Below are 23,124 nucleotides of genomic sequence, written 5' to 3'. Positions count from 1 at the left end.
AATGGCTATTCAAACATTTACATGGTGTCCGCGAATAAACGCGGAAGCGGATACCACACTCCGCGTTCGGAAAGCACAGTTTGGCGATGGGTACACTCAGGTTGCAGGTGATGGGCTAAATGCCAAAAGTCAGGAGTGGACGCTAAGTTTCACCGGCAACGAGCCTTACATTTCAACAATCAAAAATTTCCTCGATTCACACGGCGGCACAAAAGCATTTCTGTGGACGCCACCGCTTGAACCCATTGGATTATTCCGCTGCGAAAAATATAAACCGACCGCGCTCGGGAATGGGAAATATAACCTTGATGTGACTTTCTTGCAGGCGTTTAAACCATGATAAACAGTGATTATCAGAAATTGGAACCGGGCGACCCTGTCCGGATTTTTGAAGTGGATGGCACTGCTTTTGGCACGGGCGATGTGCTTCGGTTTCACAATTACAATCTTGCGCACACCGAGGCTGAAATCGTGGCAGCCGGTGGTGATGAATCAAAGCTGCCGGCGAAATCCATCTGGTGGCAGGGTAACGAATATTCAGCATGGCCGGTTCAGATCGAGGGGATCGAGGCGTCCACCAGCGGCAGCAGCGCGCAGCCGAAACTGACCGTGGCAAACCTTGACGGCTCGATCACCGCGTTGTGCCTGGCATATGACGACATGCTTCAGGCCGTGGTGACTATTCACGACACGCTGGCGCAGTACCTTGATGCCCGGAACTTCGCGGGTGGGAATACGACCGCTGACGCGACGCAGGAAAAGTTGCAGGTTTTCTACATCGACAGCAAGAGCATGGAAACCAACATCTCTGTTGAGTTCACGCTGAGCAGCCCGATGGATTTACAGGGATTGATGATCCCGACGCGGCAGCTCCATTCTCTTTGCACCTGGTGCATACGTGGCAAGTACCGGTCAGGGGATGGCTGTGATTATGCCGGTACCAACTATTTCGATAAGCACGGCAACCCGGTTGATGATCCCTCTCTCGATGTCTGCAACGGCACGCTGAATACAGGCTGCAAACTCCGCTTCGGAGCAAACAACGAATTGCCGTTCGGCGGCTTCCCGGGCACTTCACTGATTAAGAGCTGATTATGCGTGATAAAACCCAGCAGGCTATTTTCGAACATGCCCGGCAGTGTTATCCGCACGAATGCTGTGGCGTGGTGGCGCAGAAAAGTCGGGTTGAACGCTATTTCCCCTGTGCCAATCTGGCTGCCAATCCAACGGAAGACTTTCACCTTGACCCCGCTGGTTATGCAGACGCTGAGGACTGGGGAACGGTGATTTCCATCGTTCACAGCCATCCGGATGCGACGACACAGCCGAGCGAACTGGATAAAGCACAGTGCGACGCAACAGAATTACCCTGGCACATTGTGAGCTGGCCGGAGGGGGATTTTCGAACTATCCAGCCACGGGGCGAATTGCCATTACTCGAGCGACCGTTTGTACTCGGGCACACCGATTGCTGGGGGCTGGTGATGAGCTATTACCGGCAGACGCACGGTATTGAGCTGACCGATTACCGGGTTGACTATCCGTGGTGGGAAGATGAACACCCGGATAACTTTTATCAAGACTGCTGGTATGAATGCGGGTTCCGTGAATTCAGTGGTCCTGCAATGCCCGGCGATATGGTGATCATGCAGGTTCAGTCCAAAAAGTGGAATCACGCCGGGATCCTGCTCGATGGCAACATGCTCCTGCACCACCTGTACGGCATGCTCAGTAACCGGGTTCCTTACGGTGGGTACTGGCAGGAACGGACCATGAAAATTGTCAGACACAAAGATCTGATGCCAGTGGAGATAACATGCAAGAATTAATGACACAAATCGAACTTGGTGGAACCCTGGGTAAAACATTCGGGAAAACTCATCATCGGCTCGTTAGAACTAAAGCTGAAGCGGTGAATGCTCTGTGTAAGACGATCAACAATTTTGAAAGGTTCCTCAATACCAGTAAGTTGCGCGGCCTTACTTACGCAGTATTTGTTGGGAAAAAAAATATTGGTGTCGACGATTTAGGTTATCCGGTGAATCAGGAGGTTATCAAAATAGTCCCTGTGGTTATCGGTAGTAAGCGCGCTGGTATGCTTCAAACTATCGTTGGTGCCGTACTGGTCGTTGTCGGTGCAATAGGCGCGTTTACTCCGTTTGGACAGGCATTCGGTGGTGCGGCGTGGGGCCCCGCGATGATGAAAATCGGTGCTGCAATGGCCCTTGGAGGTGTCATTCAGATGATCTCCCCTCAAACCGCCGGGCTAGCCAGCAAACAGGATGCCGATAACCAGGCTTCCTATGCCTTCGGCGGCGTTACGAATACGGCCGCACAGGGGTATCCAGTACCCATTCTATACGGCAAGCGCCGGATCGGTGGCGCGATTATTTCCGCCGGGATTTATGTCGAAGACCAACAATAGCTATTTTTTCATTATTTACTCAAGAACGAACTGAGTGAATTGCTTAGCAAAATCTACAAGGCCAAAGCCATTTAACTCCAGAATAATATTTTCTCGTTGGTCTAATGGCATTTTGGCAATAAGCAGGCCAATAACCATCTTTAACTGCACCACTTCTTTTTCTACATCTTTTAGATCTTCGAATTTACAGTTGAGATGAATGTTTCTATTAACAAGCGGCATTTTATCCTCACTAAGTATTTTCTGGTCAGTACGTTGGGCACGCGCTGAGCATGTGATTTCTCAAACATAACATAGCCTCATCAGCAAATTCGCAACATCCTGATATTCGATCAGTCCTTCAACTCCAGCCGCCTCAGTGCGGCTTTTTTTATGGGCGCAATATGGCAACAGCTACCAAAATAAAAGGCCGCAAAGGCGGCAGTTCTTCATCCCGCACGCCTGTAGAACAACCAGATGACCTTCAGTCTATCGCAAAAGCGAAACTGCTTATTGCTCTGGGGGAGGGGGAATTCGGCGGTGGCCTGACAGGCCAATCCATTTTTCTGGACGGAACGCCGCTTCTGAATAGTGACGGGTCGAGCAATTTCAGCGGGGTGGCGTGGGAGTTCCGCGCTGGAACGCAGGCACAATCCTACATTCAGGGTTTGCCGGGCACTGAAAACGAAATAAGCGTCGGCACTGAGGTCAAAAGTGCCGTCGCCTGGACGCATACTTTCACCAATACCCAACTTTCAGCCATTCGCCTGCGCCTGAAATGGCCGTCACTCTTCAAACAAGAGGACGACGGGGATCTGGTTGGGTACTCGATCAATTACACCATTGAAATGCAAACAGACGGCGGCGCGTTTCAGACTGTCGTTAATACGGCGGTTACCGGTAAAACCACATCAGGATATGAGCGCAGCCACCGTATTGATTTACCACAGGCCGGGTCAACGTGGACGATCCGCCTGCGTAAAATCACCACTGATGCCAACAGCGCCAAAATTGGCGACGCAATGACGATCCAGAGTTACACCGAAGTTATTGATGCAAAATTGCGGTATCCAAATACCGCGCTGCTATACATCGAATTTGATTCCAGCCAGTTCAACGGATCTATCCCACAGATTTCATGCGAACCGCAGGGACGCGTCATTCGCGTGCCTGATAACTACGACCCGATAACGCGCACCTACAGCGGGACATGGACCGGCGCTTTTAAATGGGCATGGTCAGATAACCCTGCATGGATTTTCTATGATGTTGTGGTGACGGATCGCTTTGGTCTGGGTAACCGGCTTACCGCGGCTAACATCGATAAATGGGAGTTGTATCAGGTCTCGCAGTATTGCGACCAGATGGTTCCTGACGGCAAGGGCGGCAGCGGCACAGAACCGCGTTATGTTTGCAATGTATACGTGCAAAGCCGGAATGATGCCTATACGGTTCTGCGGGATTTCGCGGCCATCTTTCGTGGCATGACATATTGGGGCGGCAATCAGATTGTTGCCCTGGCGGACATGCCGCGCGATATCGATTACAGCTACACCCGTGCGAACGTCATCGATGGTCAGTTCAGTTACTCCAGCAGCACCACCAAAACCCGATACACGACGGCTCTGGTGTCATGGTCTGATCCGGACAATGCCTACGCTGACGCGATGGAACCCGTCTTTGAACAGGACCTGGTCACCCGCTACGGCTTCAACCAGTTAGAGCTGACGGCAATCGGCTGCACCCGTCAGTCAGAGGCGAACAGGAAAGGGCGCTGGGGTATTATGACCAATAACAAAGACCGGGTGATTACCTTCTCGGTCGGTCTGGATGGCATGATCCCGCAGCCGGGTTACATCATTGCTGTTGCTGACGAAATGCTGTCAGGTAAAGTGACGGGCGGCCGCATTAGCTCAGTGAACGGCAGGGCTATTACGCTGGACCGCGTGCCGGATGCTGTAGCCGGTGGCCGGCTGATTTTAAACCTTCCTTCTGGCGCCGCACAGACACGCACGATCCAGTCAGCCTCCGGGAAGGTCGTCACCGTGACCGCCGCCTATGGCGAAACGCCAGAGGCTGAAAGCGTCTGGGTTGTTGAATCTGACGAGCTGTATGCGCAGCAATACCGCGTGCTCAGCGTCGCTGACAACAATGACAACACGTTCACCATTTCTGCGGCGTATCACGATCCGGATAAATACGCGCGCATTGATACCGGCGCGATTATCGACGAACGTCCGATCAGTGTTATCCCGCCGGGCAGCCAGTCGGCACCGGCCAACATTCAGATCGGGTCCTTTTCCGTGGTCAACCAGGGGATCAGCGTTCAAACCATGCGGGCCACGTGGGACACGACGGCGAACGCAATCGCTTATGAGGCGCAGTGGCGTCGGAATGATGGCAACTGGGTAAATGTGCCGCGCAGCTCTACCACGTCTTTTGAAGTGCCCGGCATTTACGCTGGCCGCTACCTTGTGCGCGTGCGGGCTATCAATGCGGCGGAGATATCCAGCGGCTGGGGATACTCGGAAGAAATCACCCTGACAGGGAAAGAGGGGAATCCGCCGAAGCCAGTTGGCTTTGCGGCCACCGACAATGTGGTATTTGGTATTGAGCTTAATTGGGGATTTCCGGAAAATACTGGCGACACCCTGAAAACTGAGATTCAGTACAGCACAACCCCGGCGGGTGATGACCCGATGCTGCTCTCCGATGTGCCCTATCCTCAGCGTAAGTACCAACAACTGGGGCTGCGTGCAGGTCAAACATTCTGGTACCGCGCACAGTTGGTCGATAAAACGGGTAATGAATCTGGTTACACCGATTGGGTCATGGGGCAAGCATCAACGGATGCTGAAGCTATTCTGTCTTACCTAACCGGAAAAATTAACGAGACCCAACTGGCTCAGGACTTGCTGACCAAAATCAACAACGCAATCACCGAAGAGGAGTTGGCAGATATCCGAGGTGATATTGGCGAAACGAAAGGGCGTCTTGGCTCAATTGCAGAAGGTGTTCTTAACAACGTCATTGCCATCAGGGATAACGATGAGCTGATTCACCAACTATCGGCCCAAACTGGTCAGAATGTGGCAACTATCTTCCAGAAGTTGCAGGTACTTACGACGGCTGACAGCGCGTTTGCTCAGCAACTGGATGTTATTGGCGTGCAAATGGCGGGTAATACAGCCGCTATCACCACTGAGCAGACGGCTCGGGCGGAGGCAGACGACGCTTTGTCCTCACGCATCACGCTGCTGAATGCCTCCGTCGGTGATAACAGAGCAGCTATTCTGGCAGAGCAAACCGCCAGGGCGGATGGTGATTCAGCCAACGCTCAAGCGATCACAGACCTCTCGACAACCGTTGGGCAAAACACTGCCCAGATCACCAATCTCAGCGAAGTGGTTAGCGATATCAGCGGTTCGGTGGCCACGCAGTTGGAAGGCGTGAATGCGTCAAATCACAACAATGCCGAGGCCAATCTTTTCCAGGCTGTCTCTGAGGTATTGGCGGACGCCAGCGTTACTTCTCTCACTAAGGTCGTTGCGAATAATGATATCGCCTCTGCACAGAAAATTGAGACGCTGACGGCGCAGGTCAATGACACGAAAGCACAGGTTCAAACCACCGCGTCTGCGGTTACCACTCTTTCCGGGAAGGTCACCGCAAGCTACAACATCAAGGTTGGGGTGACTTCGGGGGGGCTTATTACGGAGCAGGGATGGCTATTGGTCTTAGTAATGAAACAGGAGCCGTGCAGTCACAGGTACTCTTTACCGCAGACCGTTTCGCGATTCTCCCTGGCTCAACGGGAAGCGCGAGCAGCGCGGTGGCGCCATTTATTGTGGATGGTGGACAGGTGATCATGAACTCGGCGGTGATAAAAGACGGATTTATCACTAATGCCATGATTGGTGCTTTCGTTCAGTCGAATAACTACGATGGCTCAACGCAGGGGTGGCAGTTGAATAAGTCTGGTACGTTCATCAACCTCGGAAATGCCGGAGGTGCTGGTGCGATGAAGCAGACGAATACAACAATCAGTGCCAAAGATGATAACAGTGTTCTTCGCGTTCAGGTTGGCCTGATAACCGGAGTTTGGTGATGGCTAACTGGGGGATTCAGACGTGGGACGCAAGCGGGAACCCGAACAACACCGGTATTGTACCGGTGCTTGTTGTGGGAACCGTATATTTAAGTGCCGGACAAGTTTCCGGCACTTATTCATATACAGTGCCATCTGGGTTTAAAGTTGCGGCCATTCAGTCGCCGATTACGGGAGATGCGTATTCCGGATCACGCCGAAAAATAACTGGTGCTGGAGGTACCATCTCAATTAGTGATGCTTCTGGTGATTATTCCGCCGGGACTTACACTGCTGAGGAGTGCTGGATGGTCATTTATTTGGTGAAAGTATAATGGCAACGTGGGGCGCATTATTCACTGATCAGTACGGAAACCCCTGGATTACACCAGACACTACTCCCATGTGTCTGGTACAGAAGGTTGTTTTAACACCTTCAACGGGGGAAACATACAATTTACCGGTCAATTCATCCTCACCGTTTATTATCGCTTGCCATGCGACTGTAAATAACGTCATTTTTTTTATAAACAAAGTGGGTTCCACTTATACGTTGAGCTACCAGGTGGCGGGAATTGGCGGAAGTCCTGGGGCCGTGACAATTTATATTTTCGGATATGTCATCCCTCAGCCGTTACCGAAATGGGGGGTAGCAATTTGGAACGCCGCAGGGCAATGCATATTGACGAACGAAACGAAAGTGATGAATCCACCAGTGGGGTACGGGACTATTGGCTCCACAACTGATATTGGTTATCTCGTTGATAAGACTGTTTCTGGTAAATGGGCAGTTCTGCCGAGAGTGATGGGCATTGTGACCGGCGTCTATTCAGGCTCTCAGGCTCGCCCGTATTCATCACCCATTGACACGCTCGCTTATTATGATGGCAACTCAACGCGGTTGTCTGCTGGTACCCGTGTTGCACCTGGTGGCTCAATAATAAACGTGGGGTACGCAAATTCACGTGACCAGATATTCGCAATTGAAGTTTCTCGTTATTAATCAATCAGTAAAGCGAACGATCGTTTAAAACGATCAATATTAAATAATTGATCTGTATAACCAATTATCCGTAAGCAATTTTCATTGTTAATGTCCACGCATCTACGTTAACAGGGACATAAACATGAGAAATATTTTGATGGTTCTTGCCATTGTTCTGTCGGCTTCCGGCTGTGCCGGCGTGCTTGAAAAGCAGGCACCCGTCTGTTCTGGCACCGCGCTGATCGCAGGGCAGGAAACCACTGTACAGATTTATGGCGTGCGCAAGGTTGCAAATCAAACCCAGTATAAAGCGGGTGACCCCTTCGGCTGGCGCTGGGTCAGCAAGACAAACTTCAGCCGCACAACGTGCGATAAATAACCCCACCAATTCATATAAACCCGCTCCGGCGGGTTTTTTTATGCCCGGAGAAAATTAATGGGACTTTATAAAGCAGGAACTATTGCAATCACAACCGCAGGCGCGGCTACAGGCACAGGTACCTCCTGGACAACTGCAGGGAATGGAATTCGCACCGGTCAAACCATCCTGCTCAACACCAACCCAGCGCAGCAGGTTACCATTCAGGCAATTAACGGCGCGACCAGCCTTACGGTCACGCCTGTGCCTGCTGCGGCTATTCCTGCCGGGACTACTTACGCTATCCTGACCACTGATGCTTTGTCGGTTGATGGTCTTGCCTCGCAAGTCTCAGAGGCAATCACTTACTTTAAAAACTCACTGGGTGGACGTGCTGCCTCAGGCGCTAATGGAGACATCACATCCCTGACCGGTCTTACAACTGCATTAAGCATCGCGCAGGGTGGTACCGGTGCAACAACTGCAGCGGCAGCTCGCACTGCGTTGGGGGCAGCAGCCACAGGTAGTAACACCTTTACTGGTACACAAACAATGCCAGCAATAGAGATATCTGGAGTAACGAATCCCTTTATTGATTTCCATTATTCTAATGACGCAAGTGACTACACTTCCCGAATAATCATGAACGACGCTAACGCACTTACAGTAATGGGCAAGCCCCTCGATGGCGCTAATAGCTTCCGATGCCGCAGGGGGATCGGGGGCGCGACTTTAAACACAAACCCATTCAATTTTTATTGGAACGACGCCAATCTCGAAGCCTGGATACAGACGACTCAAGTCGGAAACGTCACGCTGGCCGCCGTATCTGATAAGGCTTTAAAAAGTGATATCGCTTATATGGACGAAAATCATGATATGAGCGGTGTGGCATTAGCAGAGGTTCTGCAATGGAGAACGGCGACATTCAAATATAAAGCGCGTGGGGTGCTGGAGGAGTCTGATACTCAGCTTGGCTTTATTGCGAACGATTTAGTTCTGGTTTCGCCAGAATGCGTTAAAGGGAAGGGACTGAAGGATGGATGGGATGAAAACAATCCGGAAGATGCCTACTACCTTAATGAGATCGCGTTGATTGCGAAACTGACCGACGCTTTGCAAACTCAACAAAAGCAAATTGAAGCGCTACAGCGTGATGTAATGATCCTGACGCAACCACAAGAACAGGCATCATAACTTTCTTCCCTTGCTGATCATCAATGATGCGACGACGGATGAATTTGATGACATTCCGTGCATTTAAAAGTACGGGTAGGTAGTGTGCTAATCTTTGGGAAAAACTACCTGAGGTTAATATGCAATCAGAAGAAGAAAATCAATTAGTCAGAAGAGAAATTGGCGAAGCAGTATTGGCTGTGCTCGGGCAGGGTAAGATCGTGAGTGTCGAGAACATAATTACTTATCTCGAAAGGCAGCATCAAGAAGTTACCCATCTTCAATACAAGAACAGATATCGGCATGCAATAGGCTTACTCATAAAGAACTCATAAAAAAAGCCCGCTAGGACAGCGGGCGAAGTATCAAAGATATCAACATTACTTAGTTTGGAAGGTAGTCAGACCATCCACTGTTAATCTTAGTTTATGATAGGGCAAAAGCTATTTTTTAAGCAAAGAATACCCCATCTAAACGGTGGGGTATTCAAGGATAAGTAAATTTATGATCTTGGCAGACTCGCAGCTATTGCGTCAGCTAATGATAGGTTAGACGTTATTGGGCACTACTTGTTAATTTTTCTAAAGTAAAAATCCTAAGGCTAATTTTCAGTTACTCTGACGATGTGTTTTTGCAGATCGTCGAGAGGTTCTCATGGATAATTCAAATCCAGTTTTTGAGGAAGCGTGCAGGCTAATTGGGGAGTGCTGCGTGATGTTTGCGCAGAATGGGGAAGAAATCAGCCGAAAACGGGTAGCATTGAGGCTTGAGCGAGTTCAAGAATCGGCGATAACGATAACTGGTAAGCCGAATGATGCATTGTGTAAGGCGATAGACAAACTTAAGGGAATGTAAATTACAGGCACAAAAAACCCGGCTCGGTGGCCGGGTTAAAGAGTTAAATCCAGAGTTTACTTGTTGTTTCTTTAGCTTGTTGGGCGGCTTCTTTAACTTGTATTTCAAGTTCTTTTACATGTCGGAATTGCTCAACAATTTTATTTTGCACTTCTATTGGGGGAATTGGAATATCAATGTTAAGGAACATTTCATCAGGTATTACTCTACGCCTTTCAACACTCCCTTGCATTTTACTCTTATAGACTTTTCTCATTGAATCTGAACGGAGAATGAAATCTAAAAAGTTAATATTAATCTCTACACCTGATTTTATTTTCCATATTTTATATGCAGGGCTTACTGCGGCAACGTCATGAATTTTTTGAAATCCAAGAACGCCTTCATCGATCGGAAAACCAACAACTAGTTCATTTCTAAATACTTTCTTGTAACCTGAAATATCCTGGCTAGCAATTCTTTTTTTGAATTTTTCAGACTGGTTCACAAGACCATTTTCCATTGTAATGCTCATGATTGGGGGTAATTCACTCCCGACCTTGCCTTTGCCAGATGCCTCGATTATTTGTTTAAGCTTTAATGTGGGATAGTTTGATTTTACTCCACTATCAGCATATTGAGAGTAGTTAAAAATATAATCATTAATTATGATATTTTCATGCTCTACAGTTGTAAAGCCTAAATCGTTAATTATCTCATCGACATTCTTCTTGCCAAAGTCAACATAATCAATGATTTTGAGATCGTTTTCCAAAGTTTTCCTACGGTGATTGTCAAGACTAAATCCATCATTTTCAACGTTAAAATAATACGTTTTATTATCCTGCTTTGGTTTGTCATGACAATTTACGAAGTATAGTATATCCGTTTTAACTTTTGCGTATGGCAAGAAAACTTCTTTTGGTAAAGATATGACACTTTTCAATGTGGCATTCTGAAATAGGTATTTACGCACAGCTTTGAGATTTTCTCTAAATAGAAAACCTTCAGGAACAACAAGCGCCATTCGGCCACCTTTTTTTACTGCTTTGAAACAATGCAGTACACAAACACCATCTCCGCTGTTTTTTGCTAATTTATTCTCATATAAATGCGAAAAGATAGTCTTTTGCGAGAATGGCATGTTAGTAATGACAACGTCATACTCATTAATAATTGGATTAGCAAGGGAGTCCATTTTTTCAACTCCGCTATGTCCATCACCATGAAGGATCATGTTCATTTTTGCCAATCTGGCATTAGATGTTATTTCTCTGCCAAATACAGTATTTTGCTTTAATATTTTTTTATCTGCATCATTGTCAATAATAGTGTTGCTTTTCACATGATTAAATGATTCAGTAAGAAAGCCACCAGTACCGCAAAATGGGTCGTAAACCGTTTCTTTGAACTTTGGGTTGACAAGATTTACGATAGTTTTTGTAATGTGACGAGGTGTGAAGTATTCACCAAGATCATTACTTGTTGCTGTGGCTTGCTGTAAGAAATATTCGAATGCATCACCCTTTATGTCAGAATCAATTGTAGATAGCTTCAATTTATCTAAACGATTTATTATATCCTTGAGTGTCTCAGGTTTTTTAATCTGAAGGTTAGAAAAAACAGAAGCGCCGTATTTTTTTTCTATTTCTTTCAAAACACCATTTACAGTGCCAATGAGTAAGTCATTATGACTATTTTTGATAGAATTCCAGATCCCAAGATCCCTATTTTCAGCGTATAGTTTCAAGAATAATATATTTGCGAATTCAGATAGTCTCTCGATTCCCGCTCTTAAACCTTCACCTCTAAGAGTATTATTAAGGTTTTTAAATATGTTTATTAATTCATGGCGAGAAACCAAAACTTCTTTTGGTGTGATGTAAATCTCATTGGAGTTTTGGTTAATAAACTCAATTGCGTCTCTTTGTCTTACAAGTTCGTTTACTTCTTGTTCATCAATAAACAAAGGCTTATTTGTATATAAATGACGAGTTTCACAGTAGCTATTATTCATAGCAAAGACTAATGGAGCATCAAGTATCTCTGCGTAATCCATAGCTTGATCAAGTGCCTTATCAAGGTTTTGACCGCCTGATTTCGCCTCGATTATTGCGATAGGTTTACGAGAAATATTATCAATTAGTACGTAATCAGGTCTTTTTTTTGTTTTTTTTAACAATGGATTATCTATGATTCGTAAAATATCGGACTCAAAGAAGACATTTTTCGACGGATTACCAATGTCAAGAATCCATCCTCTGTTGGTTAAGTTACTATCAATAATGAAGCGCGTATCTTGTTCAATAACTGACATTTTTCCAGCCTGATAATTATGTTAAATTTTGAGTACTCATATGAGTCTCAGTCCACATGTATCTAACTTACCAAATCAGCGAGGAAGCTGCAAATTTTACATTTCTCCATTATTTATAAATTTCAATCGGTTAAGTAATATTTTCTTTCGGAAATGGCTAAGTTAATGGGAGCAAAACCATAAGGCACTGTAATTTCGATTAAATGATTATGCTATCCTGATAAAAAAAATGGCTATTCGGCTATTCACTTGTTCTCACATCTATCCACGAGGCCTCTGACCAGCTGCTGTCATGACAGAAGAAATATAATTTTGGGCGATTTTGTTGTTAAGAGAGGTATCAGTACTTCACTGATCCGGCTGAAACCAGTCATCCGCGCTTTCCCACGTTTCCTGAAGCATCACATCAATCACTTCTCTATCGTGAGTCGATCCGCCCAATACCGACATCCCATCATTGCCAGCCCGGCGAACGCTGAACGTTGCATCTGGGTAACTCCTTTCGAGCCTCTTCTGAAACTCCGCTCTAAATGCTTCGACTGCACTGGCGGCCAACTGCTTGGTTTTATCGATAGTCACTTCTACACGCATAAATCCCCCTTATTCCACACTGAGCCAGTTACCGGCATCATCGAACATCTCTTCAACTATTCCGGCCAGAATCGCTTTCTGCGCTTTGCTGGCGTCCGTGTTGATGCTGCTGAGTGTCACCATTGGTTTAACCTTCACGTCAGCATCAGGGAAGGTGCCATGAACCCGTTTGGTCAGTTCTGCCAGGATCAGCGCATTGGCGTTCGGCACGCCAGCCATATTTCTTTTGTCGAAAATCAGCTCAACAAACATAAATCACCTCAATCTAAAAAAGTGGAACTGGTACCGGCATCTTCGATACCGGCCTCGATGTACTGGACCCGTTTCTGCAATTCAGAGATAAGTGCTTTTGCTTCTTTGAGGCGGATCATCACTTGCTGATCTGGATAAGTTTCAGCCTTGAAATCTGCAATGCCTGACAACGTATCCACGAAAGAGGATTTGAGAAGTACAAACTCACCGAAGGCGCTATGTGCTGTTTGAAAGTCAGCCAGCAAACGCATGCCACCGAACTCGTCTTGGTTTTTCATGTGATGATCGCTCATGCAAATATACTGTGTATAAATACAGTATATCTACATGAGGAAACGGTCAAAGAATTATGCGGGGTTTACAAACGCACTGTGTACATGAATGTGTGCTTTAACGGTGTTTTTTGATTATTAACATTAATAACTACATGATTTATAAATGATATTTAAAAATTAAGAATCACCTATCGAAGGGCATACCATTCCTTATGTTTCAATGGATTCATCAGAGCACCGAGAATATCCGAAAGCACGTTGACGACAATCACCAGCGAGCCGACCACCATCACACCGGCGGAAATCGCGGCGTAATCTTGCTGGCGAATGGCGTTTATCAGCCAGCGGCCAATGCCCGGCCAGTTAAAGACCACTTCTGTAATCATCGCCAGCGTGAGCATGGTAGAAAATTGCAGGCCCAGTTTGGGAATAATGGGCGGCAGTGCATTGCGTAAAACATGGCGGCGGATAATGGTAAAGCGTGACAACCCGCGCGTGGCGGCGGCTTTCACGTAGTTTTTTGCCAGCACGTCGTCAGTCGAAATACGCATCAGGCGGATCACTTCAGTCGTCGGCGCAACAGCCAGTGCAGCTATCGGCAAAATCATGTGGCGGATGGCGCTGATGATCATTTCGTGGCGATATGGCGAATGTGATAGCCAGGCATCCACCAGCGTCAGACCGGTCACGGTTTTCAGTTGATACAATAAATCAAGACGGCCGGAAACCGGTAGCCAGCCGAGCTGTAGTGAGAAGAACAGCATCAGCAGAACGGCCAGCCAGAAAACAGGGATGGAGAAACCGAGAAGCGCCAGGCTGCTGATGGCTACATCGGGCCATTTCCCGCGCATTACGCCCGCCAGAATCCCCAGAGGGATCCCAACGAACAGTGCCAGCGCGAAGGCCAGAACGCACAGTTCCATCGTGGCCGGGAACACCGCTTTCAGCTGATAAGTAATGCTTTCGCCGTTGATGCTGGAGACGCCAAAATCAAACTGGCACAGCCCCATAAAATAGAAGCGATAGGCGTCCCACAAAGACGCACCGTGCAACGGCGCATTCGGCGTGAAATAGCTCAGGCTGAACGCTACCAGACTAAGGAAAAACAGCGTGACCAGCAGCAATAAAATGCGGCGTAACGAGAAGATAATCATGGTGCTTTCCTTCCTTCGTCATCACGGAAGACGCCTGCGAATGAAGAGTTACCGAACGGACTCAGGACCAGCCCTTTGATGTCGTAACGGTAAGCCTGAAGACGCAGAGAGGAAGCCAGCGGCAGCACCGGTAATTCCTGTTCGAGGATTTTTTGCGCCTGCTGATAAAACTCAATGCGCTGCGAAAGTTGCTGTGACAACAGGCCCTGACGCAGTAATTCATCAAACGCCGGATCACACCAGTGAGCATAGTTGGTCTGCGAATGAATCGCTGCACAACTGAGCATCGGGCGGAAGAAACTGTCCGGGTCATTACTGTCCGTCGACCAGCCGGTCAGCGTCAGGTCGTGATTCATTTCCATCAGCTTGGCTTCCTGGAAACGGCCTTCAACCGGCACAATCGTCACTTTAATCCCCACCTGTGCTAAATCCGCCTGTATAAGCTCGGCGGTTTTCAGCGGGCTCGGGTTAAACGACTGCGACGCCGTGGGTACCCACAGATGCAGGTTCAGTTTGTCCTGCCCGAGATCTTTGAGGATTTTTCTGGCTTTGGCCGGATTGTATTCCGTTACCTGCGCATTACTGTCATACGCCCACGAAGCGCGCGGCAAAATTGACGCCGCCGTTTCTGCCGTGCCGTAATAAATCGACTGCATCAGACGCTGGTTATTAATAGAAAGCGCAACCGCCTGACGGATACGCGGATCGTTGAGCGGCGCTTTATTGGTATTAAACGCCAGATAGGCGACGTTCATGCCCGGACGCAGCGAAAGGCGAAGACGCGGATCTTCGCGCAGAATCGACAGCTGGCTGGCCGCCGGATACGCCAGGACATCGCATTCGCCGGTGAGTAATTTGGACAAACGTCCGGTACCGCCGACGCCCATGTCGATCACAATCTGCGCCATGCGCGGTGTACCTTTCCAGTATTGCCCGTTGCGTTCAAGACGCACGTACTGGCCGGCGCGGTACTCGCCCAACTGGAACGGACCGGTGCCAACAGGCTGGCGGTCTATTTCTTCTTCATTACCTGACTTCGTCAGATTGGCCGCGTATTCAGCGGAAAGTACCGGTGCGTAGTGGGTCGCCAGATGCCAGAGGAAAGAGGCATCAGGATTATTCAGTCGAAATTCGACCGTATAGTCATCGAGCTTTTTAATGCTTTTGACGGCTTTGGCAAATTGCAGGCTGTCGAAATACGGGTACTCTTCGCCGTTAACGCCGTGGAAATGGTTATTGGGATCAATGATGCGCTGGAAGCTGAACACCACGTCATCGGCGTTCATTTTACGTGTGGGCGCAAACCCGCTGGTTTTCTGAAAAGGCACGTCTTTGCGCAGATGGAAACGGTAGGTCGCACCGTCGTCGAGCACTTCCCAGCTTTGCGCCAGTTCAGGGATCAGCCGATAGGTATACGGGTCAACGTCCAGCAACCGGTCGTACAGTTGTGCGGCGAGCGTATCGATAATCAGCCCGCTGCTGGCCTTTTGCGGATTGAAGGTATTGACCATTCCGTTGACGCAATAGACAAAGCCGCTCTGGCGGATATCTTTATCCGTTGCGCTGGCAACCGTCGGGCTGGCGTGTGTTGGAGCAGTCTCAGCAAAAACTGCTGTGGACAAACTGCTCAGTAAAAGCATCCACAAAGTTAGACGACGCATAAAGGCTTCAAAGTTAAGGTGCAATGCCTTAAGTGTACCGTACTCTGCGAGGTACCCCAATCCATTGCACAAAACAGGGTGAAATCCTGCGGCCCTTCGCGCAGATTTTATTCGTTCCTTCAGAAAACCCTTGAAATTACGCCGACATTGATATGTTATATTATAACAATAGTTGCAGGCGAAGTATTTTGCCTGCGCGGTCTTCTGATTCGAGGTTAACGATGTCTTTACTGCCCGTCACCGTGCTTTCCGGCTTCCTGGGCGCGGGGAAAACGACCGTGCTGAACCATATTCTGAATAACCGTCAGGGTATGCGCGTCGCGGTGATCGTCAATGATATGAGTGAAGTGAATATTGATGCGGCGCTGGTCTCCAACGAAATCACGCTCGACCGCCAGCAGGAAAAACTGGTGGAAATGAGCAACGGTTGCATCTGCTGCACACTGCGGGAAGATTTACTGATTTCCGTGCGTGAACTGGCGCAGGCGGGGCGGTTTGATTATCTGCTGATTGAATCGAGCGGGATTTCAGAGCCGCTGCCGGTGGCGGAAACCTTTACGTTTGAAGATGAAAACGGGGAAAGCCTTTCGCAGTTTGCGCGGCTCGATACGCTGGTCACCGTTGTGGATGGTGTCAATTTCATGCAGCAATATCAGGAAGCCCGCAGCGTACAGGAAGCGGGTGAAAATCTGGGCGAGGACGATGCGCGCAGCGTGACCGATCTCCTGATCGACCAGATCGAATTTTGTAACGTGCTGCTGGTGAGTAAAACGGATTTGCTCGACAGCCAGCAACAGCGGGAGGTTATCGCATTACTCAAAAGCCTGAACCCGGAAGCGCATATCATTCCTATATCACCGGGAAGCCTGCCGCTGGAAAACGTGCTCAATACCAGCCTTTTCGATTTCGCCAAAGCGCAGCAGGCACCGGGCTGGCTGAAGGAATTGCGCGGTCAGCATACGCCGGAAACCGAAGAGTACGGCATCAGCAGTTTTGTCTACACTGCGCGCTGGCCTTTCGATCCGGATAAATTCTACCGCGTGGTGCACGGTGACTGGGGCGGCGGGACGCTGTTACGCTCGAAAGGTTTTTTCTGGCTGGCGACGCGACCGCGTTTTGCCGGGCAGTGGAGTCAGGCGGGCGGCATCGCACGTTATGGCATGGCGGGAATTTTCTGGCGCGCATTGCCCGAAAATGACTGGCCGCAGGATGAAGAAACCCGGCAGCAAATCATGGAAAAGTGGGTTGAGCCGTTTGGGGACATGCGTCAGGAGCTGGTGTTCATCGGTCAGCATCTGGATAAAGAAGAGATTATTCACCGGCTGGATGCGTGTCTGCTGAGCGAGCAACAGATGGCAGAAGGGATCGAAAGCTGGATGGCGATGGCCGATCCTTTCCCTGAGTGGTAGACCGTAATGACGTTAAGGTTGTTCAAAAAGTGGCCGTAAAAACAGTGTGGTAATGAGAAATATTCTCAACAAAACACTTTACAGACGATACTGAGAACCATTATCATTCTTTTTACCGGACGAGAGGTGTCCCGCCAGGGGCGTTAATCGCGAGGTACGACATTGCTCACATTGCTTCCAGTATTACTTAGCCAGCTCGGGTGCTGGCTTTTTTTTGCCTGTCATTCAGTCACTTTCCTGCGCATTTACCTGTATTTCGTGTTTTTTCAGCATCCCGCGTAACTGGTGATACGTCACGCTTAGCAGCTCAGCGGCTTTGCGCTGGTTGAAACGCGCCTGCCGCAGAGCCAGCTCAATCAGATTTTTTTCCTGTCCGGTAACCCACTGTTTCAGATCCAGCGGCAACGCCGGTAACGAAACACTCTCACGCGGTTCCTCCGGTGCGGAATACGCCGTCCGCTGAGCAAACGGATTCAGAATAATGTTAGCCAGCGGGAAATCGCTGGTGCCGTGCCGGTACATCGAACGTTCCACGACGTTTTTAAGTTCGCGGATATTGCCCGGCCAGCGGTAGCGCATCAGCGTTTCGCGGGCATGGTCGGTAAAACCGGGGAACAGCGGCAGAGAAAGTTCGCGGCACATCTGGATGGCAAAATGCTCAGCCAGCAACATGATGTCCTGCTGGCGCTCACGCAGCGGCGGAAGCTGAACGACGTCAAACGCCAGCCGGTCGAGCAAATCCGCGCGGAATTTTCCGGCGGCGGCCAGTGCCGGCAGATCATCATTCGTCGCGCACACCAGCCGCACATCGACCTGTAACGGCTGGCTGCCGCCGACGCGTTCCAGATGTCCGTATTCGATCACGCGCAATAATTTTTCCTGCACCAGCATCGGCGCGGTCGCCAGCTCATCAAGAAATAATGTGCCGCCGTCTGCCCGTTCGAAGCGCCCGAAATGACGCTTTTGTGCGCCGGTAAACGCCCCGGCTTCGTGGCCGAAAAGCTCGGAATCCAGCAGATTTTCATTGAGCGCGGCGCAATTGAGCGAGATGAACGGCCCCTGCCAGCGCGGTGACAGATAATGCAGACGGTGTGCGATGAGTTCCTTCCCGCTGCCGCGTTCACCGGTTACCAGCACCGGTTTATTCAGCTTCGCCAGCTGCGAAACCTGTTCCAGCACTTCGATAAACGCATTCGCTTCGCCGAGTAAATTATCTGTGTTATCAGTCATGAGGCCTTCCTTGTGTGGTGAAACACACTAACTCTTAGTGAAAATAATCATCTTGGAAATTAAGCATAGCAGAGACGAAAATAAAAAATTCAATTTATTCATGAGGATAATGATTTTAAAAAGTTGGCACGGATCCTGATATGTATTTATCGCCGAGGATGAAAATTTTCCTGCGGCTTTAACCGGTAAACAATTGGCCGGAAACCATACAGAATCAAAGAGGAATTTCGATTATGGGTATTTTTTCTCGCTTCGCTGACATCATTAACGCCAACATCAACACCTTGCTGGATAAAGCAGAAGATCCGCAAAAACTGGTTCGTCTGATGATTCAGGAAATGGAAGACACGCTGGTGGAGCTGCGTTCAACGTCCGCCCGCGCGCTGGCAGAAAAGAAACAGCTGATCCGCCGCATTGATCAGGGCGAAGCCCAGCAGACTGAATGGCAGGACAAAGCTGAACTGGCCCTGCGCAAAGACAAAGACGATCTGGCGCGTGCGGCGCTGATTGAAAAACAGAAATTGTCCGAGCTGGTGACGACGTTAAAAAACGAAGTGTCCGTGGTGGGTGAAACACTGGATCGCATGAAATCAGAAATTGGTGAGCTGGAAAGCAAACTGACTGAAACCCGTGCCCGCCAGCAGGCGCTGACTTTACGCCATCAGGCGGCAGCTTCTTCTCGTGACGTTCGCCGTCAGCTCGACAGCGGTAAAATTGATGAAGCGATGGCGCGTTTCGAACAGTTCGAACGCCGTATCGATCACATGGAAGCAGAAGCGGAAAGCGTCAGCATCGGCAAAAAGAAATCACTGGATCAGCAGTTTGCTGAGCTAAAAGCAGACGATGAAATCAGCGCACAAATCGCTGCCCTGAAAGCCAAAATGAACGGTAACCAGGACGCATAATTTTGCGGATAAACCTGCCTGTTCGCAGGCAGGTTATGCAGGATTAACGCACCCATAAGACTCATCAGAATTAAGGATAAATAATGAGCTTCCTGTTTTTAGCTATCCCGCTGACCATTTTCGTATTATTCGTGGCGCCTGTCTGGTTATGGCTTCACTACAGCAATCGCCAGCAAAATGGCAGCCAGCTCAGTCAGCATGAGATGCAAAATCTCTCGAGCCTGACCCATGAAGCGCAACGTATGCGCGAACGTATTCAGGCGCTGGAAGAAATTCTGGATGCCGAACATCCGGGCTGGAGGCAATCATAATGGCGACGCGCTTATCTGAGAAAAAGTTGTACCGCGTGCCGGAAGAGGGCGTGGTGAAAGGCGTGCTGGCCGGGCTGTCGCACTATCTTGGTGTGCCTGTAAAACTGTTACGCATCATGGCGGTGTTGTCGGTGTTCTTCGGCCTGTTCATGTTCACGCTGGTGGCTTACATCATTCTGAGTTACGTGCTGGATCCGGTTCCGGCCAGTGAATATGACGAAGACACCGCGCCGACGCCGCGCAGTTTACTGGAAGAAGCCGACCGCGAGCTGAAAGCCAGCGAGCAGCGTTTGCGCCAGGTTGAACGTTACGTCACCTCAGAAACTTTTGGCGTACGCAGCCGCTTCCGCCAGCTTTAGCCCAATTCTTCACTACGCCTCTGGCCGCCGGACATCGCTCCGGCTGCTATTTTTTCCCTCACGTCCGCTTAAGGAAACCTTATGGCCCGTTACCTGAATTCCCCGCTGCCGGGTAAGCGCAGCGGGTTTTCCAAAATTCTCAGCGTGGTCATCACGCTGGCGCTGACCTTTGGCCCGGCCGGGCTGGCAGCGCGTGTGCTCGGCGTGGTGGGAAAAGGTCCACTCCGGTACGTTTTGGCACTACTATTAGAACCGTTATTTAAACGAATTTTGACCGCGCTGTTTGGGCGCTACGCCAGGGAGAGCAATGAAAAGACTACAAAACGACTTTAGTTCACTGATCAATCGCGGCATGGACCGGCATCTGCGGCTGGCCGTCACTGGTTTAAGCCGTAGCGGAAAAACAGCCTTTATCACCGCATTCGTTAACCAGCTTTTACATATGCACAGTGGCGCACGTCTGCCGCTGTTTTCGGCTGCGCGGGAAGAGCGTCTGCTCGGCGTGAAACGCGTTCCGCAGCGTGATCTGGGCGTATCGCGTTTTGCTTATGATGAAGGTCTGGCGTCACTTTATGGCACGCCGCCCGCGTGGCCGACGCCTACGCGCGGTGTCAGTGAAATCCGGCTGGCGCTGCGTTACCGCTCCAACGATTCCCTGCTTCGCCACTTCAAAGACACCTCGACGCTGTATCTGGAAATTGTCGATTATCCGGGCGAATGGCTGCTGGATTTGCCGATGCTGGAGCAAAATTATCTCGACTGGTCACGCCAGATGGCGGGGCTGTTGCAGGGCGATCGCGCTGAATGGGCGAAGCCGTGGCTGGATCTGTGCCAGCAATGTGACCCGCTGGCACCTGCCGATGAAAATCTGCTGGGTGCGATTGCGCTGGCGTATACCAATTACCTGATCCGCTGCAAAACCGAAGGTCTGCATTTCATCCAGCCGGGGCGTTTTGTTCTGCCGGGCGATTTAGCCGGTGCGCCCGCATTGCAGTTTTTCCCGTGGCCGGAAATGCATCAGTACAGCGACGCTCAGCTGGCGCAGGCGGACAAAAACAGCAATCTCGGCATGCTGCGCGCGCGTTTTGATTATTACTGCCAGAACATTGTGAAAGGTTTCTATAAAGAACACTTTGTCCGGTTTGACCGCCAGATTGTGCTGGTGGATTGCCTGCAACCGTTGAACCGCGGGCCGCAGGCGTTTAACGACATGCGTCTGGCGCTGACCCAACTGATGCAAAGTTTCCACTACGGCAAACGCACGCTGTTCCGCCGCCTGTTTAATCCGTGCATCGATAAACTGATGTTTGCGGCCACCAAAGCCGACCACATCACCGGCGATCAGCATGCGAATCTGGTTTCGCTTTTACAGCAACTGGTGCAGGAAGCCTGGCAGAACGCGGCGTTCGAAGGCATTAGCATGGACTGTGCCGGGCTGGCTTCCGTGCAGGCGACAGAAACCGGCAGGGTGGAATATCAGGGGCAAAGCCTGCCCGCGCTGAAAGGCCACCGTTTGCAGGATGGCACACCGCTGACGGTATTCCCCGGCGAAGTACCTGCACGCTTACCGGGCGCGGCGTTCTGGCAAAAACAGGGCTTTCATTTTGACGAGTTTCGTCCGCGTGAAATGAGCGTGGACACGCCGTTGCCGCACATCCGTCTGGATGCGGTGATGGAGTTTTTACTGGGAGATAAAATGCGATGAGCGAACCGTTAAAACCGCGTATCGATTTTGAAACGGAATTAAAAGCGCCTGCGGATCCGATGATCAAACCGGCTCAGGCCTTTGACGAGATGATTTCAGAACGCTTTATTCCGGTGACCGCCGAAACCGATGAACAGCAGGAAGAGGGCGAAGCCGAAGCCGTACTCAGCCGCGCGCTCAAACCGCGCCGCAGTTTATGGAGCAGAATTGTGCGGCTTGGCGTTGCGGTGCTGGGCATCAGCGTCCTGGCGCAGGGCGTGCAATGGGTGCATCAGGCGTGGATTCAGCAGGACTGGGTTGCGCTCGGGGCCTGCACGGCGGGCGGCCTGATTATCGTCGCGGGCGTGGGCTCCGTGGCGACCGAATGGCGACGTCTGTATCGCCTGCGTCAGCGTGCCGACGAGCGTGACAAGGCGCGGGATTTACTGCACAGCCACGGGCTGGGGCAGGGGCGTGCATTCTGTGAAAAACTGGCCGCGCAGGCGGGGCTGGACAACAGCCATCCGGCATTGCAGCGCTGGCAGGCATCGTTGCATGAAACGCAAAACGACCGGGAAGTGGTTGAGCTTTATGCCCGGCTAGTCCAGCCGGTTCTGGACGCGCAGGCGCGCCGGGAAATCAGCCATTCTGCGGCGGAGTCTGCGCTGATGATCGCCGTCAGCCCGCTGGCGCTGGTGGATATGGCCTTTATCGCCTGGCGAAACCTGCGTCTGGTGAACCGCATTGCGGTGCTCTACGGCATTGAACTGGGCTACTACAGCCGCATCCGGTTATTCCGTCTGGTGCTGCTCAATATGGCATTTGCCGGAGCGTCCGAACTGGTACGCGAAGTGGGCATGGACTGGATGTCGCAGGATCTGGCGGCGCGTCTTTCGGCCAGAGCCGCACAAGGGATCGGTGCCGGTTTGCTGACCGCACGTCTGGGTATCAAAACCATGGAACTGTGCCGCCCGCTGCCGTGGCTGGAAGGTGACAAACCTAAACTCGGCGATTTCCGTAAGGAACTGGTCGGTAAGCTGAAAAACAGCATGGTGAAAACGGATAAAACGAAATCCGGTGTTTGACCATTGTGATATAAAAAAGCCCCGCGAGAGCGGGGCCTGGATTACGC

The 23,124-nt window shown here is 50.1% G+C and carries 25 protein-coding genes; 17 read left to right on the top strand and 8 right to left on the bottom strand.

All coding sequences use genetic code 11. The features are described 5' to 3' along the window. Position 1 precedes the first annotated feature (1 nt). The 4 genes from ACM5QY_RS18700 to ACM5QY_RS18685 are packed head-to-tail and all read left to right on the top strand — an operon-like array spanning position 2 to position 2,425. Positions 2 to 340 carry a phage tail protein gene (locus ACM5QY_RS18700; protein ID WP_416122174.1) on the top strand — a complete coding sequence of 113 codons (339 nt, stop codon included), beginning with the start codon at positions 2 to 4 and terminating at the stop codon, positions 338 to 340. Then, positions 337 to 1,092, top strand: coding sequence for a phage minor tail protein L (locus ACM5QY_RS18695; protein ID WP_416122173.1), 756 nt, complete (start codon positions 337 to 339; stop codon positions 1,090 to 1,092). Before ACM5QY_RS18700 ends, ACM5QY_RS18695 begins: the two co-directional genes overlap by 4 nt. 2 nt (positions 1,093 to 1,094) lie before the next feature. Further along, entirely contained in the window at positions 1,095 to 1,829 is a 735-nt protein-coding gene (locus tag ACM5QY_RS18690) for a C40 family peptidase (RefSeq protein ID WP_416122172.1), read from the top strand. Continuing rightward, complete coding sequence (locus ACM5QY_RS18685; protein ID WP_416122171.1) at positions 1,817 to 2,425, top strand: tail assembly protein; 609 nt, start codon at positions 1,817 to 1,819, stop codon at positions 2,423 to 2,425. Before ACM5QY_RS18690 ends, ACM5QY_RS18685 begins: the two co-directional genes overlap by 13 nt. 15 nt (positions 2,426 to 2,440) lie before the next feature. On the opposite strand, the gene ACM5QY_RS18680 is transcribed toward ACM5QY_RS18685, so the two are convergent. Continuing rightward, positions 2,441 to 2,647 carry a hypothetical protein gene (locus ACM5QY_RS18680; protein WP_416122012.1) on the bottom strand — a complete coding sequence of 69 codons (207 nt, stop codon included), beginning with the start codon at positions 2,645 to 2,647 and terminating at the stop codon, positions 2,441 to 2,443. A 161-nt stretch (positions 2,648 to 2,808) separates the two neighbouring features. On the opposite strand from ACM5QY_RS18680, the gene ACM5QY_RS18675 reads away from it, so the two are divergent. The 6 genes from ACM5QY_RS18675 to ACM5QY_RS18650 all read left to right on the top strand — a co-directional run bounded on the left by ACM5QY_RS18675 (position 2,809) and on the right by ACM5QY_RS18650 (position 9,031). Next, complete coding sequence (locus tag ACM5QY_RS18675) at positions 2,809 to 6,270, top strand: TipJ family phage tail tip protein (protein WP_416122170.1); 3,462 nt, start codon at positions 2,809 to 2,811, stop codon at positions 6,268 to 6,270. After that, positions 6,162 to 6,512: a phage tail tip fiber protein gene (locus ACM5QY_RS18670; protein ID WP_416122169.1), complete on the top strand. Its 351-nt coding sequence runs from the start codon at positions 6,162 to 6,164 to the stop codon at positions 6,510 to 6,512. Before ACM5QY_RS18675 ends, ACM5QY_RS18670 begins: the two co-directional genes overlap by 109 nt. Beyond that, positions 6,512 to 6,826 carry a hypothetical protein gene (locus ACM5QY_RS18665; RefSeq protein ID WP_416122168.1) on the top strand — a complete coding sequence of 105 codons (315 nt, stop codon included), beginning with the start codon at positions 6,512 to 6,514 and terminating at the stop codon, positions 6,824 to 6,826. Before ACM5QY_RS18670 ends, ACM5QY_RS18665 begins: the two co-directional genes overlap by 1 nt. Then, positions 6,826 to 7,494: a hypothetical protein gene (locus tag ACM5QY_RS18660; protein WP_416122167.1), complete on the top strand. Its 669-nt coding sequence runs from the start codon at positions 6,826 to 6,828 to the stop codon at positions 7,492 to 7,494. The genes ACM5QY_RS18665 and ACM5QY_RS18660 overlap by 1 nt, the downstream gene beginning before the upstream one ends. A 124-nt stretch (positions 7,495 to 7,618) precedes the next feature. After that, positions 7,619 to 7,855: a phage exclusion lipoprotein Cor gene (gene cor, locus ACM5QY_RS18655; RefSeq protein WP_416122166.1), complete on the top strand. Its 237-nt coding sequence runs from the start codon at positions 7,619 to 7,621 to the stop codon at positions 7,853 to 7,855. 57 nt (positions 7,856 to 7,912) lie between these two features. Then, a complete protein-coding gene (locus ACM5QY_RS18650) occupies positions 7,913 to 9,031 on the top strand; it encodes a tail fiber domain-containing protein (RefSeq protein WP_416122165.1) in 1,119 nt (372 codons plus the stop codon). Positions 9,032 to 9,908: 877 nt separating this feature from the next. On the opposite strand, the gene ACM5QY_RS18645 is transcribed toward ACM5QY_RS18650, so the two are convergent. From ACM5QY_RS18645 to sapA, 6 genes are all read right to left on the bottom strand, one after another. Then, positions 9,909 to 12,161, bottom strand: a complete 2,253-nt coding sequence (locus tag ACM5QY_RS18645) for an N-6 DNA methylase (protein ID WP_416122164.1) — start codon at positions 12,159 to 12,161, stop codon at positions 9,909 to 9,911. Between the two features lie 348 nt (positions 12,162 to 12,509). After that, positions 12,510 to 12,752: a DinI-like family protein gene (locus tag ACM5QY_RS18640; protein WP_416122163.1), complete on the bottom strand. Its 243-nt coding sequence runs from the start codon at positions 12,750 to 12,752 to the stop codon at positions 12,510 to 12,512. A 9-nt stretch (positions 12,753 to 12,761) separates the two neighbouring features. After that, positions 12,762 to 13,004 (bottom strand): DinI-like family protein, encoded by a 243-nt coding sequence (locus tag ACM5QY_RS18635; RefSeq protein WP_416122162.1) that lies wholly within the window; start codon positions 13,002 to 13,004, stop codon positions 12,762 to 12,764. A gap of 8 nt (positions 13,005 to 13,012) precedes the next feature. Continuing rightward, on the bottom strand, positions 13,013 to 13,282 hold the full coding sequence (locus ACM5QY_RS18630) for a hypothetical protein (RefSeq protein ID WP_416122161.1): 270 nt from the start codon (positions 13,280 to 13,282) through the stop codon (positions 13,013 to 13,015). A 185-nt stretch (positions 13,283 to 13,467) separates the two neighbouring features. Continuing rightward, complete coding sequence (gene sapB, locus ACM5QY_RS18625; protein WP_416122160.1) at positions 13,468 to 14,433, bottom strand: putrescine export ABC transporter permease SapB; 966 nt, start codon at positions 14,431 to 14,433, stop codon at positions 13,468 to 13,470. After that, positions 14,430 to 16,094 (bottom strand): ABC transporter substrate-binding protein SapA, encoded by a 1,665-nt coding sequence (sapA, locus tag ACM5QY_RS18620; protein WP_416122159.1) that lies wholly within the window; start codon positions 16,092 to 16,094, stop codon positions 14,430 to 14,432. Before sapA ends, sapB begins: the two co-directional genes overlap by 4 nt. 221 nt (positions 16,095 to 16,315) lie before the next feature. Between sapA and zigA the strand changes: the two genes are divergently transcribed. Beyond that, entirely contained in the window at positions 16,316 to 17,503 is a 1,188-nt protein-coding gene (gene zigA / locus ACM5QY_RS18615) for a zinc metallochaperone GTPase ZigA (RefSeq protein ID WP_416122158.1), read from the top strand. A 225-nt stretch (positions 17,504 to 17,728) separates the two neighbouring features. Here zigA and pspF read toward each other — a convergent pair whose 3' ends face one another. Then, positions 17,729 to 18,733 carry a phage shock protein operon transcriptional activator gene (gene pspF, locus ACM5QY_RS18610; protein ID WP_416122157.1) on the bottom strand — a complete coding sequence of 335 codons (1,005 nt, stop codon included), beginning with the start codon at positions 18,731 to 18,733 and terminating at the stop codon, positions 17,729 to 17,731. Positions 18,734 to 18,966: 233 nt separating this feature from the next. On the opposite strand from pspF, the gene pspA reads away from it, so the two are divergent. The 6 genes from pspA (at position 18,967) to ACM5QY_RS18580 (ending at position 23,077) form a co-directional block, all read left to right on the top strand. After that, positions 18,967 to 19,638: a phage shock protein PspA gene (gene pspA / locus ACM5QY_RS18605; protein WP_416122156.1), complete on the top strand. Its 672-nt coding sequence runs from the start codon at positions 18,967 to 18,969 to the stop codon at positions 19,636 to 19,638. A gap of 83 nt (positions 19,639 to 19,721) precedes the next feature. Beyond that, positions 19,722 to 19,949, top strand: a complete 228-nt coding sequence (gene pspB / locus ACM5QY_RS18600; protein ID WP_129990422.1) for an envelope stress response membrane protein PspB — start codon at positions 19,722 to 19,724, stop codon at positions 19,947 to 19,949. Then, positions 19,949 to 20,308: an envelope stress response membrane protein PspC gene (pspC, locus tag ACM5QY_RS18595; protein WP_416122155.1), complete on the top strand. Its 360-nt coding sequence runs from the start codon at positions 19,949 to 19,951 to the stop codon at positions 20,306 to 20,308. Before pspB ends, pspC begins: the two co-directional genes overlap by 1 nt. Positions 20,309 to 20,389: 81 nt before the next feature. After that, positions 20,390 to 20,641 carry a phage shock protein PspD gene (locus ACM5QY_RS18590; RefSeq protein WP_416122154.1) on the top strand — a complete coding sequence of 84 codons (252 nt, stop codon included), beginning with the start codon at positions 20,390 to 20,392 and terminating at the stop codon, positions 20,639 to 20,641. After that, entirely contained in the window at positions 20,616 to 22,013 is a 1,398-nt protein-coding gene (locus ACM5QY_RS18585; RefSeq protein WP_416122153.1) for a YcjX family GTP-binding protein, read from the top strand. Before ACM5QY_RS18590 ends, ACM5QY_RS18585 begins: the two co-directional genes overlap by 26 nt. Continuing rightward, positions 22,010 to 23,077 carry a TIGR01620 family protein gene (locus ACM5QY_RS18580; protein WP_416122152.1) on the top strand — a complete coding sequence of 356 codons (1,068 nt, stop codon included), beginning with the start codon at positions 22,010 to 22,012 and terminating at the stop codon, positions 23,075 to 23,077. The genes ACM5QY_RS18585 and ACM5QY_RS18580 overlap by 4 nt, the downstream gene beginning before the upstream one ends. The last annotated feature ends 47 nt before the right edge of the window (positions 23,078 to 23,124 follow it).

Origin of the sequence: Rahnella sp. PCH160, from assembly GCF_047784855.1 — a bacterium.
Classification (GTDB): domain Bacteria; phylum Pseudomonadota; class Gammaproteobacteria; order Enterobacterales; family Enterobacteriaceae; genus Rahnella.
The sequence above is the reverse complement of the archived record's forward strand: the minus strand, read 5'-3'. Positions and strand labels throughout refer to the sequence as shown.

What these genes read in the sequence shown, in the direction of transcription:
- ACM5QY_RS18700 (WP_416122174.1), top strand. Translation starts at nt 2, where the DNA reads ATGGCTATTCAAACATTTACATGGTGTCCGCGAATAAACGCGGAAGCG.
- ACM5QY_RS18695 (WP_416122173.1), top strand. Translation starts at nt 337, where the DNA reads ATGATAAACAGTGATTATCAGAAATTGGAACCGGGCGACCCTGTCCGG.
- ACM5QY_RS18690 (WP_416122172.1), top strand. Translation starts at nt 1,095, where the DNA reads ATGCGTGATAAAACCCAGCAGGCTATTTTCGAACATGCCCGGCAGTGT.
- ACM5QY_RS18685 (WP_416122171.1), top strand. Translation starts at nt 1,817, where the DNA reads ATGCAAGAATTAATGACACAAATCGAACTTGGTGGAACCCTGGGTAAA.
- ACM5QY_RS18680 (WP_416122012.1), bottom strand. Translation starts at nt 2,647, where the DNA reads ATGCCGCTTGTTAATAGAAACATTCATCTCAACTGTAAATTCGAAGAT.
- ACM5QY_RS18675 (WP_416122170.1), top strand. Translation starts at nt 2,809, where the DNA reads ATGGCAACAGCTACCAAAATAAAAGGCCGCAAAGGCGGCAGTTCTTCA.
- ACM5QY_RS18665 (WP_416122168.1), top strand. Translation starts at nt 6,512, where the DNA reads ATGGCTAACTGGGGGATTCAGACGTGGGACGCAAGCGGGAACCCGAAC.
- ACM5QY_RS18660 (WP_416122167.1), top strand. Translation starts at nt 6,826, where the DNA reads ATGGCAACGTGGGGCGCATTATTCACTGATCAGTACGGAAACCCCTGG.
- cor (WP_416122166.1), top strand. Translation starts at nt 7,619, where the DNA reads ATGAGAAATATTTTGATGGTTCTTGCCATTGTTCTGTCGGCTTCCGGC.
- ACM5QY_RS18650 (WP_416122165.1), top strand. Translation starts at nt 7,913, where the DNA reads ATGGGACTTTATAAAGCAGGAACTATTGCAATCACAACCGCAGGCGCG.
- ACM5QY_RS18645 (WP_416122164.1), bottom strand. Translation starts at nt 12,161, where the DNA reads ATGTCAGTTATTGAACAAGATACGCGCTTCATTATTGATAGTAACTTA.
- ACM5QY_RS18640 (WP_416122163.1), bottom strand. Translation starts at nt 12,752, where the DNA reads ATGCGTGTAGAAGTGACTATCGATAAAACCAAGCAGTTGGCCGCCAGT.
- ACM5QY_RS18635 (WP_416122162.1), bottom strand. Translation starts at nt 13,004, where the DNA reads ATGTTTGTTGAGCTGATTTTCGACAAAAGAAATATGGCTGGCGTGCCG.
- ACM5QY_RS18630 (WP_416122161.1), bottom strand. Translation starts at nt 13,282, where the DNA reads ATGAAAAACCAAGACGAGTTCGGTGGCATGCGTTTGCTGGCTGACTTT.
- sapB (WP_416122160.1), bottom strand. Translation starts at nt 14,433, where the DNA reads ATGATTATCTTCTCGTTACGCCGCATTTTATTGCTGCTGGTCACGCTG.
- sapA (WP_416122159.1), bottom strand. Translation starts at nt 16,094, where the DNA reads ATGCGTCGTCTAACTTTGTGGATGCTTTTACTGAGCAGTTTGTCCACA.
- zigA (WP_416122158.1), top strand. Translation starts at nt 16,316, where the DNA reads ATGTCTTTACTGCCCGTCACCGTGCTTTCCGGCTTCCTGGGCGCGGGG.
- pspF (WP_416122157.1), bottom strand. Translation starts at nt 18,733, where the DNA reads ATGACTGATAACACAGATAATTTACTCGGCGAAGCGAATGCGTTTATC.
- pspA (WP_416122156.1), top strand. Translation starts at nt 18,967, where the DNA reads ATGGGTATTTTTTCTCGCTTCGCTGACATCATTAACGCCAACATCAAC.
- pspB (WP_129990422.1), top strand. Translation starts at nt 19,722, where the DNA reads ATGAGCTTCCTGTTTTTAGCTATCCCGCTGACCATTTTCGTATTATTC.
- pspC (WP_416122155.1), top strand. Translation starts at nt 19,949, where the DNA reads ATGGCGACGCGCTTATCTGAGAAAAAGTTGTACCGCGTGCCGGAAGAG.
- ACM5QY_RS18590 (WP_416122154.1), top strand. Translation starts at nt 20,390, where the DNA reads ATGGCCCGTTACCTGAATTCCCCGCTGCCGGGTAAGCGCAGCGGGTTT.
- ACM5QY_RS18585 (WP_416122153.1), top strand. Translation starts at nt 20,616, where the DNA reads ATGAAAAGACTACAAAACGACTTTAGTTCACTGATCAATCGCGGCATG.
- ACM5QY_RS18580 (WP_416122152.1), top strand. Translation starts at nt 22,010, where the DNA reads ATGAGCGAACCGTTAAAACCGCGTATCGATTTTGAAACGGAATTAAAA.